General features: G+C 52.2%; 15 protein-coding genes and 1 pseudogene. 8 read left to right on the top strand and 8 right to left on the bottom strand.

From position 1 onward, the window contains the following. The gene (locus IF205_RS19430; RefSeq protein ID WP_259781011.1) at nucleotides 1-1,569 is read left to right on the top strand and encodes a TnsD family Tn7-like transposition protein; all 1,569 of its coding nucleotides are present in this window, start codon (nucleotides 1-3) and stop codon (nucleotides 1,567-1,569) included. Next, nucleotides 1,538-3,139 carry a Tn7-like element transposition protein TnsE gene (locus tag IF205_RS19425; protein ID WP_259781010.1) on the top strand — a complete coding sequence of 534 codons (1,602 nt, stop codon included), beginning with the start codon at nucleotides 1,538-1,540 and terminating at the stop codon, nucleotides 3,137-3,139. Before IF205_RS19430 ends, IF205_RS19425 begins: the two co-directional genes overlap by 32 nt. On the opposite strand, the gene IF205_RS19420 is transcribed toward IF205_RS19425, so the two are convergent. Beyond that, nucleotides 3,136-3,612 (bottom strand): very short patch repair endonuclease, encoded by a 477-nt coding sequence (locus IF205_RS19420; RefSeq protein WP_259781009.1) that lies wholly within the window; start codon nucleotides 3,610-3,612, stop codon nucleotides 3,136-3,138. The genes IF205_RS19425 and IF205_RS19420 overlap by 4 nt on opposite strands. Before the next feature lie 118 nt (nucleotides 3,613-3,730). On the opposite strand from IF205_RS19420, the gene IF205_RS19415 reads away from it, so the two are divergent. Continuing rightward, on the top strand, nucleotides 3,731-4,960 hold the full coding sequence (locus tag IF205_RS19415; protein WP_259781008.1) for a DNA cytosine methyltransferase: 1,230 nt from the start codon (nucleotides 3,731-3,733) through the stop codon (nucleotides 4,958-4,960). A 51-nt stretch (nucleotides 4,961-5,011) separates the two neighbouring features. Here the strand turns inward: IF205_RS19415 and IF205_RS19410 are convergent, their stop codons facing one another. From IF205_RS19410 to IF205_RS19400, 3 genes and pseudogenes are all read right to left on the bottom strand, one after another. Then, a complete protein-coding gene (locus tag IF205_RS19410; RefSeq protein WP_259781007.1) occupies nucleotides 5,012-5,947 on the bottom strand; it encodes a response regulator in 936 nt (311 codons plus the stop codon). Further along, nucleotides 5,937-8,285, bottom strand: a complete 2,349-nt coding sequence (locus IF205_RS19405) for an ATP-binding protein (protein WP_259781006.1) — start codon at nucleotides 8,283-8,285, stop codon at nucleotides 5,937-5,939. The genes IF205_RS19410 and IF205_RS19405 overlap by 11 nt, the downstream gene beginning before the upstream one ends. A gap of 645 nt (nucleotides 8,286-8,930) precedes the next feature. Further along, a pseudogene (locus IF205_RS19400) lies at nucleotides 8,931-10,087 on the bottom strand (IS3 family transposase). A 36-nt stretch (nucleotides 10,088-10,123) separates the two neighbouring features. Between IF205_RS19400 and IF205_RS20655 the strand changes: the two are divergent. Beyond that, nucleotides 10,124-10,318, top strand: a complete 195-nt coding sequence (locus IF205_RS20655) for a DDE-type integrase/transposase/recombinase (protein WP_375542696.1) — start codon at nucleotides 10,124-10,126, stop codon at nucleotides 10,316-10,318. A gap of 179 nt (nucleotides 10,319-10,497) precedes the next feature. On the opposite strand, the gene IF205_RS19395 is transcribed toward IF205_RS20655, so the two are convergent. Beyond that, nucleotides 10,498-10,848 (bottom strand): hypothetical protein, encoded by a 351-nt coding sequence (locus IF205_RS19395; protein WP_259781005.1) that lies wholly within the window; start codon nucleotides 10,846-10,848, stop codon nucleotides 10,498-10,500. Between the two features lie 263 nt (nucleotides 10,849-11,111). Next, a complete protein-coding gene (locus IF205_RS19390) occupies nucleotides 11,112-12,968 on the bottom strand; it encodes an SLC13 family permease (RefSeq protein WP_259781004.1) in 1,857 nt (618 codons plus the stop codon). 315 nt (nucleotides 12,969-13,283) lie between these two features. Between IF205_RS19390 and nhaA the strand changes: the two genes are divergently transcribed. The 4 genes from nhaA (at nucleotide 13,284) to IF205_RS19370 (ending at nucleotide 15,714) form a co-directional block, all read left to right on the top strand. After that, the gene (nhaA, locus tag IF205_RS19385) at nucleotides 13,284-14,615 is read left to right on the top strand and encodes a Na+/H+ antiporter NhaA (protein ID WP_259781003.1); all 1,332 of its coding nucleotides are present in this window, start codon (nucleotides 13,284-13,286) and stop codon (nucleotides 14,613-14,615) included. A gap of 230 nt (nucleotides 14,616-14,845) precedes the next feature. Next, complete coding sequence (locus IF205_RS19380; RefSeq protein WP_259781002.1) at nucleotides 14,846-15,154, top strand: BON domain-containing protein; 309 nt, start codon at nucleotides 14,846-14,848, stop codon at nucleotides 15,152-15,154. A gap of 46 nt (nucleotides 15,155-15,200) precedes the next feature. Then, a complete protein-coding gene (locus IF205_RS19375; protein ID WP_259781001.1) occupies nucleotides 15,201-15,521 on the top strand; it encodes a hypothetical protein in 321 nt (106 codons plus the stop codon). A 34-nt stretch (nucleotides 15,522-15,555) separates the two neighbouring features. After that, on the top strand, nucleotides 15,556-15,714 hold the full coding sequence (locus IF205_RS19370; protein WP_259781000.1) for a DUF3309 family protein: 159 nt from the start codon (nucleotides 15,556-15,558) through the stop codon (nucleotides 15,712-15,714). Nucleotides 15,715-15,764: 50 nt separating this feature from the next. On the opposite strand, the gene hflC is transcribed toward IF205_RS19370, so the two are convergent. Together hflC and hflK are read right to left on the bottom strand one after the other, a co-directional pair. Further along, a complete protein-coding gene (gene hflC, locus IF205_RS19365) occupies nucleotides 15,765-16,754 on the bottom strand; it encodes a protease modulator HflC (protein WP_259780999.1) in 990 nt (329 codons plus the stop codon). Then, nucleotides 16,751-17,815 carry an FtsH protease activity modulator HflK gene (gene hflK / locus IF205_RS19360; protein WP_259780998.1) on the bottom strand — a complete coding sequence of 355 codons (1,065 nt, stop codon included), beginning with the start codon at nucleotides 17,813-17,815 and terminating at the stop codon, nucleotides 16,751-16,753. Before hflK ends, hflC begins: the two co-directional genes overlap by 4 nt. Nucleotides 17,816-17,880 lie beyond the last annotated feature (65 nt).

The raw sequence follows: 17,880 nt of genomic DNA, 5'->3' as shown, positions 1-17,880 counted from the left end.
ATGCAATACTTCCCGGTCCCCTATCCGGGAGAACTGCTCTACAGTGTTCTGGCACGCTACGCTGTCCACACAGGGACGGTAGAAGCCAAACAGGTATTGGATGACTTGTTTGGAGATCGTCAACTGACCGCGTCGGTTGACATGAATGTGCACTTGGAAGCGCTACTGGGCCGTGTTGGTCGTTATTGGCATATCAGCGCTCTGGATGTTGTTTACAAGCATACCCTGTTTCCATTGTATGCCCCCTTTGTCCCGGAGGGCCGGAGGCAAGCTGCGCTCGATTGGATGTTCCATGGTAGAGGGGGCCACATACACACACTTCTCGGCCGCTGCGCAGGCCGTGTCAAACAACCTGCATATCTGCGTTACTGCCCTGCTTGCTTGCAGGAACAATATCTCAAGCATGGAGAGTTCTATTGGCGTCGTGACTGGCAGGTCGGTGAGCAGGATATTTGCCTCAAGCATGGACCGTTTGAGAGTTCCGTTGTCAGCTACCAACGAAATGAAAAACACCGATATTCTCCTGCGACGCCGCGAACATGCCCGAAATGGCTAGCACCTGACAAAGAGCAGTCTGCGAAGGGGAATGCGTGCTGGCTGGCGGGCCGCATTCTTCAGCTTCTTGATGCTCCCCCGTGCCGATCGCCGACGTACAAACAATGGACCAATTTTTATCGACATCTAGCGGAAGATAGCGGTCTCTCTAGAGGGAGGCAGGTTCGCTACCGGGAAATTGTCCAGAAAGTCCGGGGCTGCTGGTCTGACGACTGGCTTGCCCGGCACGGCCTACCTCTACAGGAGGTGCAGAATTCCTGGCTTATTGCGATGTTCAGGAAACACCGGAAGTCCTTTTCCTTCCTGGAGCATTTGGTTGTCTGGGGAGCCTTCGGGAGGAATGAGGCCGTTGAAGATATTCTCAAGACTGTTGCGCATTTGGATAGCGGAGATTCTTCGTGCCGACCCTCCAGCGACAATGGTGCGGCGGCCGAGGTTTTGGAACATCGCGAGCAATGGTGTGCCCTTCTGGAGCAGTCCGGTTCAAAGGGGATAATACATGCCCGATTCGTGCTGTCAGGCGGCCAAGCCACATATGCTTGGCTTTTTCGACATGATCGGGACTGGCTTCTCCGGGTGAACGAGAACCATAAATTTGTCGGTGAGGGACGGCAGCGACGTGTGGACTGGAAAGCCAGGGATTATGAGGTTTGCCGCCGATTAATCGCTATTCGACGTCAAGTGCAGAGGCATCTGGATCACCCAAAGAGATGGTCAGCGTCCTGGTATCTTGGGCATTTCACGAACGGGTCGACCCTTGAGAAAAATTTGGACAAGTTGCCGCTATCGCGTAGTTTTTTGGAAAAACGGGCAGAAAGTATAGAGGAGCATCAAAAGCGACGATGCCAGGTTGCGTATCGACAATTGGTAGGGGCTGGATGTGTGCCTTCGGCGTGGCGGATCAAGCGGTTGGCAGGGGTGAGAGCAGAAACCATCCGGGCGTCGACCGAAGTCTTAATCAAGAATCTGGAGGCCCGATCAGTTGAACCGGGTCACAATTCGAAAGATTCCTGATAAATCAGTCCTTAAGTTTCTGGGGAATTGTTTCAAGCGGAAGGGCGTCATCGACAGCGACTGGCAAATCGCCGCCTATTATCTGGTTGGGGAGGAAGTGACGCCTTGTAACCTCCATTTCGGCCTGATGCCTAAATTGGGTTTGGGACGCTATTATGATCGTTCTTCAATTCCCAGCTTTACAGACCGCGGATACCGCAGCAGCTTTACTCTGCCCCCTATAGAAACATGGCCGGAGGCGAAAATTCGGGACTGCCCGTTGTTCTTAAGGAATGTACCACCGGCCGACGCAGGCCAGCAGCTATGCTATTTTATGCATGCGGATGGGGTACAGTTATGGATACCCAAACTGGAGCTGGCGCGAGTTCTATTCTTTCCATCAGCATTTCTGGCGCATTTGGCCTTTCAACCGAATGGTCTTGCGGATTCCTTCCGCGTTAATCGACCGTCGGCGGATTTGGCAGTGATTGAAGTGCTTCTAGGCACCGATTTTCCAAAATATTACCTCGGTCACAGTGCCTATCGCGCTCATCTCGCATGGCTGCTTCTCAACGATGAAGCTCAGGATTCGTTTAACACCATTTACGGCCATCGATTGCGGCATCAACAAGAGAGTTCGAAATATCTCCGGTGGGCTTTTGATTTTAAACCACCGAACCTGGCTGGGTGTTCTATTGAAGTTCGTGGCCATTATGCGAAGAAGCTGAACGTTTTCTATGTTTACCAAATTACGGGAGTCAGGGGGCTAAACTCCGGTGTGGAGGGGGAAGTGCATTTCGTGACGCCTGAAGGATACGAGCCAGGCGGAAAGGCCGGAGGGAAATCGGTTGCTCCGGTCCCGGAGGACGATGATCTGGAAATTCAGGATGATGATGCTAAGGAAGGGAGCGGTGCGCGACTGATTGCCCATACGCCGAATGTTGGGCTGCAGTTTCAAAAGCCCGTTAAGACTAAACGTATCGATAAGAGCAAACATGCCGGCGGTATTGCGGGTGGAAGTGACGAAGAGGGGGAAGCCAGCGTCAATCTCACAGGCAGTGTGGCGGAAGGGACTGCTAGTGGTCATGTCCCCGGTGCGGATTTTGACCAGTTGGAAGAAACTGTCGACCTAGCAAATATGGAAGGTAAGTTCGCACAGTTTAATAGGTTGGTGGATCTTCTGGAAGATGAGGGAGGAATTGCGGTGTTGAGCCGGAATATCCTGCCAATGCCGGAATTGGTGCGATGCCACCTCTATCTCAATGCCGATGGTTCGCGGCGACGCTATATGCATGTCGTGGTGAAAACCGCCGGCGGCAATATCCGACATCTTCTGGAGGTGGACACATCCGATGCCAAGAAATCGTTGGCGACGAAGATACTCACCTTCTCTGCACAGGATTCTGACGAATTTGTTAATCAGGTCATGCAGCGAGTGGTCAAGCGATCACTTTGTTGGCCGACTAAATTCCTGAATCGGGAATGCCAAGTGAACCAAAGCGTAAAACATCCACGTTCGAAAGCTCCAGGGTATCTCGAGCCCGATGAATTGCAGGGCTGGTTTGCCCGAATGGCGGGGTATATCAGCTAGCTTCCAAGGGGCTTGGCTGAGCTTCCTTCTATTTCACCTGTATCAAGGTTTTGGCTCTTCAGGAACTGGCGAAACTGGCGAAACAATTCGTCATTGGCTAATCGTGTTTTTCCTGAAATAGCACATTCCCAGATGTACAATACGCGCCATCCACCCTTAACCAAGGCATCGCGGTTTTTAATGTCCCTCTCGATGTTTGTTTGGAACTTGGATTTCCAAAACGCCGTTTTGGTTTTGGGCATAGTGAAAATATGGCAATTGTGCGCGTGCCAGAAACAACCATGAACAAATATCGCGAGTTTATGTTTTGGCAGAACTAGGTCGGGTCTCCCTGGTAAGTCTTTTCTATGCAGGCGATATCGAAAGCCGTTAGCGTGCAGGAGTTGGCGAACGACAAATTCAGGTTTGGTGTCCTTGCCCCGGATTCGGGACATGCGCTCGCTACGCTCAATTGGGTTCAAAAAATCTACCAAGGCCGAAAATCATCCTGGACAAGGAAAACAAATTTTTGCTAATTAACCTTGAATTATAGGCTTGCATGTGATTCCAAGCCACGGGCAAAATAACAAAAATGCTATTCAGGGTAGATGCGTGGGCAAGTTCATTGACTTATTTGCCGGGTGTGGAGGGCTTTCACTGGGCTTGCTGAATGCAGGCTGGAAAGGTAACTTTGCTATAGAAAGGCATGCTGACGCCTTTTCAACCCTTAAGCACAACCTCATCGATTCCGGGCGTTTTGAATACGACTGGCCAGGATGGCTCCCGTGCGAAGCACATGACATAACCGAGTTCCTAGATAATTACTCTTCGTATCTCACCAAACTTCGTGGAGAAATCGACCTAATTGTTGGCGGGCCCCCTTGCCAGGGGTTTTCATCAGCTGGTCGCCGGGATCCAAATGACCCAAGGAATACGCTTACAGAGCAGTATCTGAAGGTTGTTGAGTTAGTCCAGCCACGCTTTATTCTGATCGAAAACGTGAAGGGGTTTAATGCCAAATTTGACACGGATTCAGAAGGTGAAGTGCCTTATGCCCAAAAGGTAATGCAGAGGCTCGAGGGTCTTGGGTACAGGGCAAAGAGCAAGCTTGTTGGATCAGCGAATTGGGGGGTGCCTCAGTTGCGCCCACGATTTATCATTGTCGCGGAGAAGAGAGATGGCGATTGGGTAAAAGACCCTTTTGACGTTCTCAGCGATTCACGTGAAGATTTTCTCAAGGCTAAGAAACTGCCGGTTTCTAAGCCGGTTACAGCAAAACAAGCTTTGTCGGACTTAGAAACCATGGGCAAGGAGCTCATAGACGCAGTCGATGGTGGCGTTAGCGGTTTCAAGCAAATCAGGTATGAACGCCCACGTCGGCTGACAAATTACCAGATGTTGATGCGGCAAGGCATTGTCAACGGCACCGCGCCAAACAGCCTACGCCTACCTCGTCATACTGAGATCGTTACTGACAGGTTCACCAGAATACTGGAAACGTGCAGGCGGGGTCGCACTCTGTCAAAGGATGACAAAGAAAAATTTGGCCTCAAGAAGCAGGCTACCACGCCTATGGCTAGTAACCGTCCTTCCGCCACGATTACGACTTTGCCGGATGACCTTATCCACTATAGCGAACCGCGTATCCTGACGGTTCGGGAGAATGCGAGACTGCAATCATTTCCTGACTGGTTTGAGTTTCAGGGGCCATACACCACTGGCGGAAAGTTACGCAAATCAGCATGTCCGCGTTATACTCAAGTCGGCAACGCCGTTCCGCCCCTGCTGGGAGAGGCACTTGCAAACCTCGTCCTCGTGCTCAAGGAAATAGGCCTCGATTGAAATGTCATTTAAAGCAGACCGATTTTCCCGATTCCTGTCGAAATTGAAAAATCAGTCGGCCTCTAAGGGGACAAAGAACTGATGGATTTCTCTAATGGCTTGGAGATTCTCCAGGAAATTTTTCCTATGATTTGGGAAATCATGAACGGTCATAATAACCTTCCCATCCGAATCACATATTTCCCAACCATTTTCGGTCTTGGTTTCCCTTGCATGACCGAGTGTATTTCTGCATTCTAATACATCATCACGAAAACCCCTCGTCCTTTCGCTTAGATGCCTCAATCTATCTTGTTCTTCTCCTGGTTCCATATCCCGGATGGCTGCCTTAAGTGAATCACGAAATACTTTAAAGAGCTTCATGCTATCGACAGCCCTATTTTCCAATTGAGCTTTCAGACCATCAATCTTGGGAAACTCGTCAACTGTTCTTTGAGCATACTTCACCACTTCTTTAGCAAGTTTCTCGTCGAAGCCTTCTACAAGACCTCTTTCGTGGAGCGAGACTACAACTTCCTTACAAAGCGAATCAGTTTTCGCCACAACCTCCATCGCAAGTCCCCGCATCCCAGACAATCGATTCAGTGATTGTGCGAGGTTAGAAATGATTTCGGATGCACGTTTAAGAAAGGTAGTCCGATGGGCACAAAAAACACCTTCAATCTTATCGTGGGCCATGTGTTGACGAAGCTCGTCTTCCGAGCAACTCCCACTATAAAAGAGAATTGGAGTCGAGGGGAAAAGTTGTCTGATTCGTGGTGCGAGGGCATTGCCTTTCACGCCTTTTGCCAAATTAAGATCTAGCAGGATGAAGTCGAACGGGTGATAGCACCTCTGCTCTTTCGCGAGTTCCTCGATCTCTTCCCCGTCCAATGAATTCCTGATATTGGCCACGAAACCGGCATTAGTAGCCGCCTCGCGCAAATCTTCCTCCTCTGCTGGGGAATATTCGTCCTCTATCCACAGGATGCCGAATTCAAGGTTCATTTATCGCCCCCGGTATCGTGATCACGAAATCAGCCCTGCCGGGCTCTCCATTGGGGTCAAGTTCAATTGACCCTCCCATTTCCTCAAGAACCTGCCGGACGTGATAGAGGCCAAGCCCCGTACCACCTGTGGTGGCGGAGTAGTGTTTCTCGAAGATGCGTGCTGGGTCCATCCGGCCTAGGTCAAAGCCTAGACCGTCATCAGAAACATTGATGACAAGGCGTTTTCCGGCTTTCCGGCGCCCGGCTTTGAACAGGATCGCATGGGCTTTTGCCTTGCGCGCGTTGTCAATCAGGTTGTCCACGATCACGGCAAGGTCAAATGGTGAGAAAGTCCGATTAAGGGAAATGTCGTTCGATTCGAAGGTTGGCGTGGGAAGTTGTGACGAGTCACCAAGCAACACAGAGAAGTATTCCGATAGAAATTCTACAATGTTGCCGTCAACATCACTTGTTTCGAGGTCAACCCGGATATTGGGTGCGAAACGTGAAATTGATCGGAGCCGATCATTTTCGAGCCTGGTATAGGACAAGTTATCAAGCACTTGTCGGAGGCCATGGCGGAGTGATCCAACCAAGTCATCAAGGTCATCTTCATCCAAATTCTCGACATCGGCGAGCTGGCGAAGGAGGTCACCGGTGTTTGCCAGTGCCCTCCCGGTTCCGGCATCAACATGGCCCGCATAAATATTTACCTGATGCAAGAGGAGGCGAATGCGTTCAGCATCAAGATCTTGTCCTGATGCAAGGTACTGAGCCTGTTTCTCAAGCTGCGAAATCCTGGCATCAGATTTCGCACTCTCTTCAGCATAACGTTGGGCCTCCTTTCTGGCTTCGGCCTCTGACCGTTCCAGTTCGGCGATCTGTGCTTGCGTCTCCTTGATGCGCTTAAGGAGGATTGTGTCTCCCTCCCGTTCCGCAATAATTGACAGGTCCTCAAGTGCTTTTCGGCTGGCCTCTTCCCTTGCATCCGCCAACTCCAGAATGTCGCGGTCGAAACTGATAATCTCAACACCTTTGGATCGAGCAAATCCTCCAATTACTGTCAAAATTCTACGCCGGGCGGGATCAGTTTCAAGCCCTTCAGGTGTATCCCGACTTTGATCAGCACTGTCCTGCCAGTTCACGCCCACGACATATCGCTCGAGCCTGAAAATCATGTGCTTGCGCACAGCGTCATAGAGTTCGCGCCAATGCGCGTCCTCAATCAACCCTGCATCCCTGCTTGATGCCTCCCGGAACATGCGAGGAGGGGCCTTGATGTCGACACGCCCAAGAACATCTCGTGTCCCGAGATAACGTGAGGTACCCTGTTGTTTCCTGCGGTTCAGGCCGAAGCTGTCGTTGGCTTCCTCTCCGATGGGAAATACCCGGAAGCCATTTAGGAACAGGAAGACGCTTCCGAACTCTACTACCGGCACTTTCATCCTACGGGCAAAGGTCGCTTTGGCGCTTCGATTGAGAAAGAAAACCTCCCCTCGGATCGTTGCATTTGTCAGGTCTTCGTATGGGCTATCCTCCGAAATCTCATATATCACGCGCCCACGATCTATGAGGGAGGAGCGTATTTTGCCGCCGGCGATCTCCACTTCCATTCTGGTCGTCTTGTCCCTCAAGACGTCTGCGATGTCATTGGAAATGGGGCCGTTTAAGTCTTGGTCGTTTAGGTCAGAACCGACAAGAACCGATGAGACTTCAACGTCGTCCGTGGTTCCAAAGGGGTCAATGAGCTTTGCCAGGTAACGACGTAGTCTTGCGATGGTGTCCGCATCCCATTCATTGCGTAGCCCTGTGATTTGCAACATGGTACCGTGCGGGCTTGGTGGAACAACTTCATCCGTCTTTGGGAAAGAGCTATTCTCATCAAGTTCCACCTTAATCGTATCGAACTCGTCCTTACTGTTTTGTTCGAACTCTTCCCAGTCGACTTTCAGTTTAGTGACGGGGGCACCTTTTTCCCCAACGCAAGAATAAAGCTCGAGTGTCGTCCCAAGTGTGTCGCATGAGAACCTCCCAATCCCCTTGCTTCCGGCATAGCCGCCGACCTTAATTCGATCGCGGTAGTCTCTGGTGCTATCGGCATCCTCGGTTCCATCTGCTTTTGCAGAATAAGCAACAAAAAGCCACTTATCCTTCACATCGTCCACGGACATGCCTTTGCCATCATCTACGATGGTGATCAGGTCTGACTCGAGATCGAATGTAATCCAGACGTGCTTTGCTCTGGCATCAAACGAGTTTTTCACAAGTTCGAAAATTGCGACAAACTCATTTGTCACTAAGTCGCGTCCGATGACATCTTTAAGATGTGTGCTTATCTTGAATTCAATCTTGCTCATATCAAATGGAGCCTATCGCCGGAAAGACTTTTGTCCAGTTAAAATATGCAGTTACGACGCTGTTTAGTAGCAGGAGTTCGTTCAAATAGTACAATTCGGGACATACGAAACATTTAGCGTTACCCCATACTGATATGCACTCCCGATTACACCATCGGGATTTGCGGGGTTGCAGGAATGTTGTGCTGTGGCTTTGGAAGAACGCCATTTTATATATTAATGTTTCAGGCGTACGCGTTAGAAATGCTCCATTGTCAGAATTCTCAGGACGCAATAGGAATTTTGGTATCAATAGGTTGGTAGAAATTGGCTGTAACGTCGCAGGTCAATTCAAGATATAAGGCACTTGGATGAAAGCTACTATGCTTTGGCTCTGCCAAGTTTTCTTAAAGGTGGTTGATGGCAAGAAGTACAACTCTGGAGCGGGAACTCCTATCTCGTAACCGTCCAAGCAAGGGAAAGTAGAAGCCTTGGATTAAAAGACGGTGGTATACTATGAAGCTTCTCCATTGCCTCGAATGTGGTGACGTTAGACGTCTCGCGGCATCCGAATGGACGGTTTGCGATTGCGGCAGCAGCCGCGGACGCTATCTTGGTGCGGAAGCGGCCGTATGGGAGGAGACCTGCGCCCCAACTTTCCTCCGGTCAGAGGGTGAGTCCTTTGGTTGATTGATGGCTCGTTGATTGGTGAATGGCAAGCCTGTCCGGGGCATGCCCCGGACAGGCTTTTGCGGCAAACTCGGCAGGGGCAAGTCCGCCAAGGCTCGAATGTGGTCTGACGGTGTTGTAGTCCTCCTTCCAAACGGCCAGCTAGATGCGGGCCTGCCTGAGCGATGTAAACAGTGTCTCATTCAGGCATTCGTCCTGCAGTCGTCCGTTGAAACTCTCAACGAAGCCATTCCGCATGGGTTTGCCTGGCGCGATGTAATGCCAGACCACCTTTTGGTCCTGGCTCCAACGCAGGATTGCCACGCTGGTGAATTCCGTCCCGTTGTCGCTTACGATGGTCTTGGGCTTGGTCCCGCGTTGCCACACCAGGGCATCAAGCTCTCTGGCAACCCGGATACCGGACAGGGACGTGTCCGCGACCAGGGCCAAACATTCGCGCGTGAAGTCATCCACCACAGCAAAGATCCGAAACCGACGACCATCGGTGAAGGCATCCGATACGAAGTCCAGCGACCAACGTTGGTTCTGTCCGTCAGGCAGCGATATCGGCGCGCGTGTTCCCAAGGCACGCTTCCGCCCGCCACGGCGACGCACCTGAAGTTTCTCCTCGCGATACAGGCGCCTCAGCTTCTTTTGGTTCATCGTGATCCCCTCGCGGGCCAGCAGCAGATGCAGGCGGCGGTAGCCGAAACGGCGACGTTCTCGGGATAGGGCACGCAAACGTTCCCGGACCGTGGTATCGTCCGATCGACGGGACCGGTAACGAACCGTACTTCGATCCGCTCCCAACACAAGACACGCCCGCCGCTCGCTCACCCCATGGGCTTCACGCAGATGAGCGACGGCTTGTCGCCGGACAGCGGGCGTCACCATTTTTTTGAAGCGACATCCTTGAGCATGGCGTTGTCCAGCATCGCCTCGGCCAGCAGCTTCTTCAACCGGCTGTTCTCGTCTTCAAGCGCCTTTAGACGCTTTGCCTCCGACACTTCCAGCCCGCCATACCTGGACTTCCATTTGTAGAACGTGCCCTCGCTTACGCCATGACGGCGGCAGACATCCGCCGTCTTCTGGCCGGCCTCCTGCTCCTTCAATATCCCGATAATCTGTTCTTCGCTAAACCGACTGCGCTTCATTATTCCGTCTCCTTAAGGTCGACGGACTCTACCTAAATCTGGAGGAAATTTAAGGGCGCAGGTCAAAACCGATGTTATCCCAACCGGGCATGGCCTCTCGACGAAGTTTTTGTCCGGATTATCGGCAAAAGACGCGACCGCTGGCGGGCGGTCGATCACGAAGGGGAAATACTGGAGACCTATGTTACAAAAGGAGCGGGACCGCCGAGCTGCTTTCAGATTTCTGCGTAAGGCAGTGAAGCAATACCGTCGCCCTACAGCGCGCCCTCATCTCTCGAACCGCTTTCAAGGAAAACCGTGCGGCCGCCCTGGCTGAGTGGCGGCAATTGGCCGCTTAAATTTGGCGTGGGCAAGCTGTTCGAGACTGTTTCGGTTTTGTCTGACAGTACCCCGTGACAATACCCGTATCACTATCCATCAATTTTTAGAGCGTCCATGCAGGCTTGCGCGAGGTCTCTATTCGGGGTGTCTGTGCCTGGGATGGTTGCCCAACCGGCTTCTATCACGGCGTCCCTGCGTTTGTAATTCGACATTTCTCGGATCGATGACAGCTTGGCGATGCGATCAATATCTGTCCGCGAATTGTCGAGGCATACCGGAACCAGCGCCGCGATTGCACTATCATGCGCCTGCGTCATTGCCAGTTTATTTGCTTCTCCAGCGGTCATCCACCCGCCCCATGAGAATCCGACAACAGCAAGACCGACAGCGCCGATTACTGCGCCATAGATACCGGGTTTTAACCATTCAGGAATATTCATTTCAAGTCCTCCGGTGGATTTGCTCCACCTCGCATAATATTCGTCAGCGACCCAACAACGCCACATGACTGGGGATTCTGGAGGATTGTATAGCTGGCGCCCATCCTGCGGGCTGATCCAGGTTAGTCACGACGCGATTCATTTCTATGCGTCGAACCCAGGTCAGCGGGAATAACAAATCACGAAGACGCCGCAAGCTGACGCTATTGTTGTGGTTTGGCGCTATAGTTGGTGCCGCCTCGTCACCGGGAGACCGAAAAAATTTATAGCAGGCCATAATACCAAGGCATGAACAAACTGAAAGCGCCCCATAACAGGCCGACCAGCGGTATGCCGACGCGCAGGAAATCCTTGAAACGATAATATCCGGGCCCCATCACAAGGAGATTGGTCTGATATCCGACCGGCGTCGCAAAGGAGCAGTTGGCACCGAATAGAACAGCAAGGGCAAAAGGCATCGGGTCAACCTGCAAACCGCTCGCTAATTCCAGAGATATCGGCGTGAAAAGAACGGCGGTTGCGTTATTCGACAATATGTTTGTCATCAAGGCGACCATCAGGAAAAGGGCCGATAGGACGACAGCCGGTCCGGCCGCACCAAGCAGGCCAATCATGCCCTGCGCCAGATAGGCAGCGGCGCCGGTCTTCAACATCGCAGCGCCAAGCGCCAGGGACGTCCCCACCATTAAGAAAATTCGTCGGTCCAGAGCATTGGTTGCCTGGTTCAAGGTCAATACGCGACTGGTAAGCATCAATGTGCTTCCGGCAACCGCTGCCGCTGCGATCGGTAAAATGCCCATGGCTGCGACAACTATAGTGCCAAAGAAGATGGCACAGGCCAATTTCGCCGATCGTGGCACAGGGAGGGGCCTTGCGGTACCGTCCAGCACAACGACGCCGCGATGCGCCCGCATATGGTCCAAGGCTTTTCGATCACCTTGCACCACGAGAATGTCCCCCTCGCGAAGTGTGCTGCCAATGAGGCGCCGGATGACCCGAGAACGCCGCTCGATGCCCAGAACCAGACAGCCATATCGGGCACGAAAACCGATATCTTCCAAAGAATGGCCGGCAAGTTGGGACCCTGGAGCGATCATAACTTCTGCAACCATCTGGTTCCGCGAGAGCAGAACGCCGTGTTCTTCTTCGTCTGCGGGAATATCTTCCTCTCCCGACATGCTGAACATAAGATGTGGAAACTTGGTCTGCGCTTCGGCTAGGGCTTCATGCGTGGCCATGACGACCAGAATGTCACCCTTAGATATCGTCAAATTGTCGTTATAAGGCGGGATGAAAGGATGCTCACCACGCTGAAGAAGTATGAGACGGGCCCCGCTGATGCCCAAAAGGCCGAATTGGACCGGCATATTTAAAAGTTTCGGTTCCTCGCCCACGGTAAACTGCGTGATGAAACGCCTGTGCTTACCCGATATGAAACGTTGCACGGGCGAGGCGCGTCGATGCAGGAAATGTGGCATGACAAGGACAACATAGACGAGACCGACACTCGCCAGCACAAGGCCGGGAATAACGAAATCAAAAAAGCCGAGCGCCCCTCTTCCCAACTGGCCTAGTGTCCCAGAAACCAACAAATTTGTGGAAGACCCGATCAGGGTCGTCATTCCCGCGAGTATGGCGATGAATGACAGCGGCATCATAACGGTACTCGGCGCCATTGAGAAACGCCGCACGATCGTTTCAAGGATCGGAATAAAAATTACAACGACAGGCGTATTGTTGATGAAAGGACTCGTCACGAACACTGTGGCGAAACAGATGCCAATGGCAAGCAGGCGACGGTCACCGACAAGCTGCAGAAAACGCCTCAATGCCCAGTCCAGCGCGCCGGAACGCCACAATCCGTTTCCGAGAATCAGCAGAGCCAAGACAGCAACAAGTGCCGGATTTGCAAACCCGGCCAGCAGGCTGCCAACGTCCAACAAATTCTCTCCGTCGGGGCCAAGGAGAGGAAAAAACTCAAACAAGACGAGTAATGCCACCAGCACCAGAAGCGCCGTTATTTCGATGCGTATCTTTTCTGAGGCAAAGCCTACAATGGCAGCCAAGGCCAGCGCGTAAGTGGACCAGATGTGGAATGTGGCTGTTGAAATTTCTGGCATATGCCGCCCTTAATGGTTTCGCCAGATACGCGGGGATCAACCCGGTCAGGGCAGGTTGGCAATCGGTGTTGAGGCCGACTTGCCTGGAGATGGCGAGCAAGCCGCCTATACTATATGACTTATAGGTCGGAACCGGTATTTCATTATACAGAAAGCCCCCGGTCGAGTCTCACGGTAACGATCTTCTTCCTCGGCCCGTTTTAATCCGTTATCCGGTTAGCTGGGCCAATCGGCAGTATCTTGGTATCATCAAATACCTACTCACATATTATCATCTGGCATCTGTCACCATGACCAACTGGACGAAGGCCGATTATGAATGATCAAAACGATACTCATCTTCCTCGTGAGATCGTTGATTATGTCACAAGGCCGTTCCTGCGGTTTCTGAAAGTTGAGGCCGCGGCAGGAGGATTATTGTTTCTTTCTGCACTCCTGGCATTGGTGCTGGCCAACTCCACCTGGTCCGGTTCGTTCCTGCAATTTTGGGAAATGCCCATAGGATTGCATATGGGAAAGCTGGATTTCACCCGTTCCTTGCGACATTGGATCAATGACGGGCTGATGACCTTCTTTTTTTTCGTGATCTCACTGGAACTCAAGCGAGAGCTTATTCTTGGTGAATTGAGGAATTTTCGGGTCGCGGCTCTTCCTCTGGCTGCGGCTTTGGGCGGCATGCTCATTCCGGCTTCGCTATATCTGTTTGTCATGTGGGACAAACCGGGTATGCACGGCTGGGGCACCGTGATGGCAACCGACACCGCCTTTGTTATTGGTTGTCTTGCGATATTTGGCTCCCGCATTCCATCCGCCCTACGACTGTTTCTGTTGTCGCTTGCCATTTTTGACGATGTCGGCGCAATCCTTGTTGTTGCCATCGGATATGGCGGCCCACTGAATTGGGCAGCGGTCGGGGCGAGTATCTTTGGGCTTGCCGTGGTCGCAGGATGCGCCCGGTTTGGAATCCGGAATATTTCCATTTACGTCCTGCTCGGCGGCATAGTCTGGCTGTGCCTTGATGCATCGGGCATTCACGCAACAATTGCCGGTGTCCTGCTTGGGTTAATGACGCCGACACTGGTTTGGGTGAGCGATTCACGTCTACGGGCGATCCTAGGGCGCACCCTCGCCAATCCGCAGGGCGACCACTGGAGCGGGGACACCGCGGAGCGTCACGATCTTCGGCGGGCAGGCAAGGCGGTTACCGAATCGCTTTCCCCGGTTGAACGCCTGGAAATAGCCCTGCACCCATGGGTCGGATTTGTGGTTATGCCGGTGTTTGCCTTGGCCAATACCGGGGTGGCGGTTTCGACTGTGGATTTCGGGCAGGTGGTCTCAATTGCGATTTTTACTGGATTGGTTATTGGAAAACCGGTTGGCGTATTGGGATTTACATGGCTTGCCGTGCATTTGAGGCTGGCAGTGCGAAGCCAAGGACTGAGCTGGCCGTTTCTTGTGGCTGGCGCCTTCTTGACCGGTATCGGCTTCACAATGTCCTTATTCATCGCCGGCCTCGCTTACCCCCCATCGTTACTCAATGCCGCCAAACTTGCGATACTCGCCGGGTCAATCGTCTCAGCGGTAATTGGGATCTCGATCCTGTTCATGCTGACCTTCATGCAACGCAGGCCGCCAGACAACAGCTGAATGGTTTCAAGAGACGGGCCAAAGCCCAGTCCGAAGCGACCAAAAGCCGACGAGACGACACCCAATTGCCGCGCGGCCAGGCAGGGTGGAAACAGGATATTGGCTTATCGGCCTTTTAAGTCGCTGCACAGTTCGCATTCATCACTTTCCCCTAATCCAGGTTAACGCAGGCTGCTGCGATTGCTGCTACTAGACATGTATTCAAACATAGATGGAAATGGGCGATCGCGATGACTAACATTCTCAGAGCAGCAGCATTCTCCCTGATATCGGTATTCGCGCTTGGCGCCTGTGCGGAAACTCAGACAAGCGAAAGCACCGGCGAATATGTCGACAACACTGCAATCACCACCAAGGTCAAGACTGCAATCCTGAAAGACCCCGACTTGAAGGTGATGCAGATTAACGTCAAGACATACAAGGACGTCGTCCAATTAAGCGGCTTCGTCGATACTGCTGAAATGAAAGTCAAAGCCGGTGCGCTAGCAAATAATGTTGCTGGCGTTTCATCGGTACGGAACGACCTGCTCGTCAAATAGAAACCTGTTGGGACAGGGGGACGACCAAAAACGGTGGAATACCCCAATGGCAACGAACTCATACGGCTATCTGAAGGCGGCAGTCAGAGCATGCATAACATTAGCGGCATGGCTGACCGTTACCTCCCGCACGGCACAGAATTCGCCCTCGATACAGATGGATATCAGGCAGGTCATTGGCCTTGTCGCGATGGTGGCCGGGGTGATTTTCCTGGGGCTTGCTTACCATTCCGCGGTTACGCCAATGGAAAGAATACCGGGTGAGAGGATTGATCGCTACAGCCATCAGACGATTGGATATTTCACCGTCGGCATTATCGCTGTCGTCGGGGGCTGTCTGCTTACCCTGTTAGAAAGTCGGAAGTGACATACGGCATTTTCGATATGCTTAGGAGAATGTTATGAACCTTGGACTTATCCTAATCCTCTTACTGGTTCTCTTGCTTGTCGGCGCCTTGCCGACATGGCCCCATAGCAGAAGTTGGGGCTATTACCCGACCGGCGGCCTCGGCATCGTTCTGATCATCGTGCTTGTGCTATTATTGCTCGGGCGAATATAGCCCCCTCCCGAGACCTTCCTGTTGAATTTTGATTGTTAGCAAAATTTGGACTAACGGCGGGTATCATTTTCTGCGTTGTCTTGTTGTACTCCCTTCAGGAATTTGAAGAGATCGCTGTCGGTCGAGAATATGATCATTGTGTTGTCGGCCATCATTGCTCTATAGGCGCGCATGGTCCGTGTGAATTCGTAGAATTCCACGGATTGGGGGCTTTGATTATAAGCCTGCGCATAAATTTCAGTGGCCCTCGCATCGGCCACGCCTCTGATTTCCTCAACTTGTCGATAGGCTTCCGACTGAATTTTGTTCAGATCGCGTACGCGGTTCCCACGGATCCTGGCAGCTTCACCATTTCCTTCCGACAGGAAGCGTTCTGCAATTTGCCTGCGCTCGCTAATCATCCGATCATAGATTTTGGGGCGAACGCTTTCATTGTAATTTATCCGCTTAAACCGGATGTCCAGCAATTCAATTCCGAAAACGCGCACCTTTTCGGCCGCAGCAGAAAAGATCTCCTGCTCGACCAGTTTCCGTCCCTTTTGGATCGGGACGAGTGATCCGATCTGCTGTGCGCTGTCCACCTCGATCAAAAGGCTATCGCGCAAAGGCACGCGATCCTTCGTTGTCCGGATAATCTCGATCAGTTCATGTTTGGCGACCGCGTTTCGGGTTTCGCTGCCAAGAATGTCATCCAAACGGGATTGGGCGCTTCGTTCGTCCCTTAACCGCAGGAAATACTGAAGCGGATCGACAATCCGCCAGCGGGCAAACAGGTCAACCGATATATAGAGTTTATCTTTTGTCGGCATATCAGAAGGATTGCCATCCCATTCGAGGACACGCCGATCGATCGAATTGACCTCCTGTATGAAGGGGAGTTTGAATTTCAGCCCGGCGGTCGTCACCGGCACGCCAACTGGTTTACCAAACTGTGTTATGATCGCCTGCTCGACCTCACCTACCGTGTAAATCGAACTTGCCAAAATATAGGAACCGGCACCAAAGAAGACCAAGAGGGCAATTGTTGTCATTTTATTCATGGCTGTGTTCCCGGCTGTCTGTCGAGGTTGAGAAACGGCAGGATATTTTTCGTCTGCTCATCGACGATGATTTTTGAACGAATGTTCGGCATGACCTCCTGCAGGGTTTCGATATAGATACGGCGGCGTGTAACCTCCGGCGCTTTGATATATTCCGACAGCAAGGCGGTGAATCTCGCAACGTCACCTTCGGCTTCATTGATCCTTTTGAGGCGATAACCATCTGCTTCGCGAATGCGCTGATCCCTTTCCCCTTCCGCCAGCGGAATCACCTTGTTGTAATCGCGGCGAGCCTCATTAATGAGCTTCTCTTTTTCCTGTTGCGCCTGGTTCACCTCATTAAAGGATTCCTGCACCGGCTGAGGTGGGTTGATATTCTTCAACTGCACCTGGTCGATACTGATCCCCATGGCGTATTTCGTTGCCAACGCCTGCATCTTGGTAAGCGCTTCGGTTTCGATTTCCTGTCGCCCGATTGTAATCACCTCGTCGACGGTACGGTCGCCAACAACCTCCCGCATAACGGATTCGGAGACATAACGAAGGGTTTCACTGGGTTCACGAACTTCGAAGAGGAAATTTTGTGGATTTGATATACGATATTGAACCACCCATTCCACCAGAGCGGCATTCAGATCGCCGGTGACCATCTGCGTTTCCCGGGTTGCATTCCGGGGGGATGGGCTTTGATGGGGATCGTTCCCACCGGGGGTGACAAAACCAAATTCCTGTTTCAATTGCCGTTTAATAGGCACGATCGTAGTTTTGTCGACACCAAACGGCCACCTGAAATGCAATCCAGGCGGGACTTCTTTTAGATATTCCCCAAAGCGCTGGACAATGGCGACTGAATCACTTGGTACCGTATAATAAGCCGACCAGGCCGACCAGGCGATGAACGCCAATGCCGCTATGGCTATCAGATTGCGCGGGCGTCCCCCAGGCGTGTTTTTCCGGATCCAATCCTGTCCCTTGCGGACTGCGGCCTCCATATTCGGGTCCGGCTGCATCTTCGATGCGCCTGCCCATGGGCCGTCTGAATTGCCGTTATCGTCATGCATGGACATGGAGCTGTCTCCTTATGCTGACATTGGTTCAAGGCATGATTTTCAGCGTCAGCCGCCCG

Source organism: Aestuariispira ectoiniformans (assembly GCF_025136295.1).
Lineage (GTDB): Bacteria > Pseudomonadota > Alphaproteobacteria > UBA8366 > Aestuariispiraceae > Aestuariispira_A > Aestuariispira_A ectoiniformans.
The sequence above is the reverse complement of the archived record's forward strand: the minus strand, read 5'-3'. Positions and strand labels throughout refer to the sequence as shown.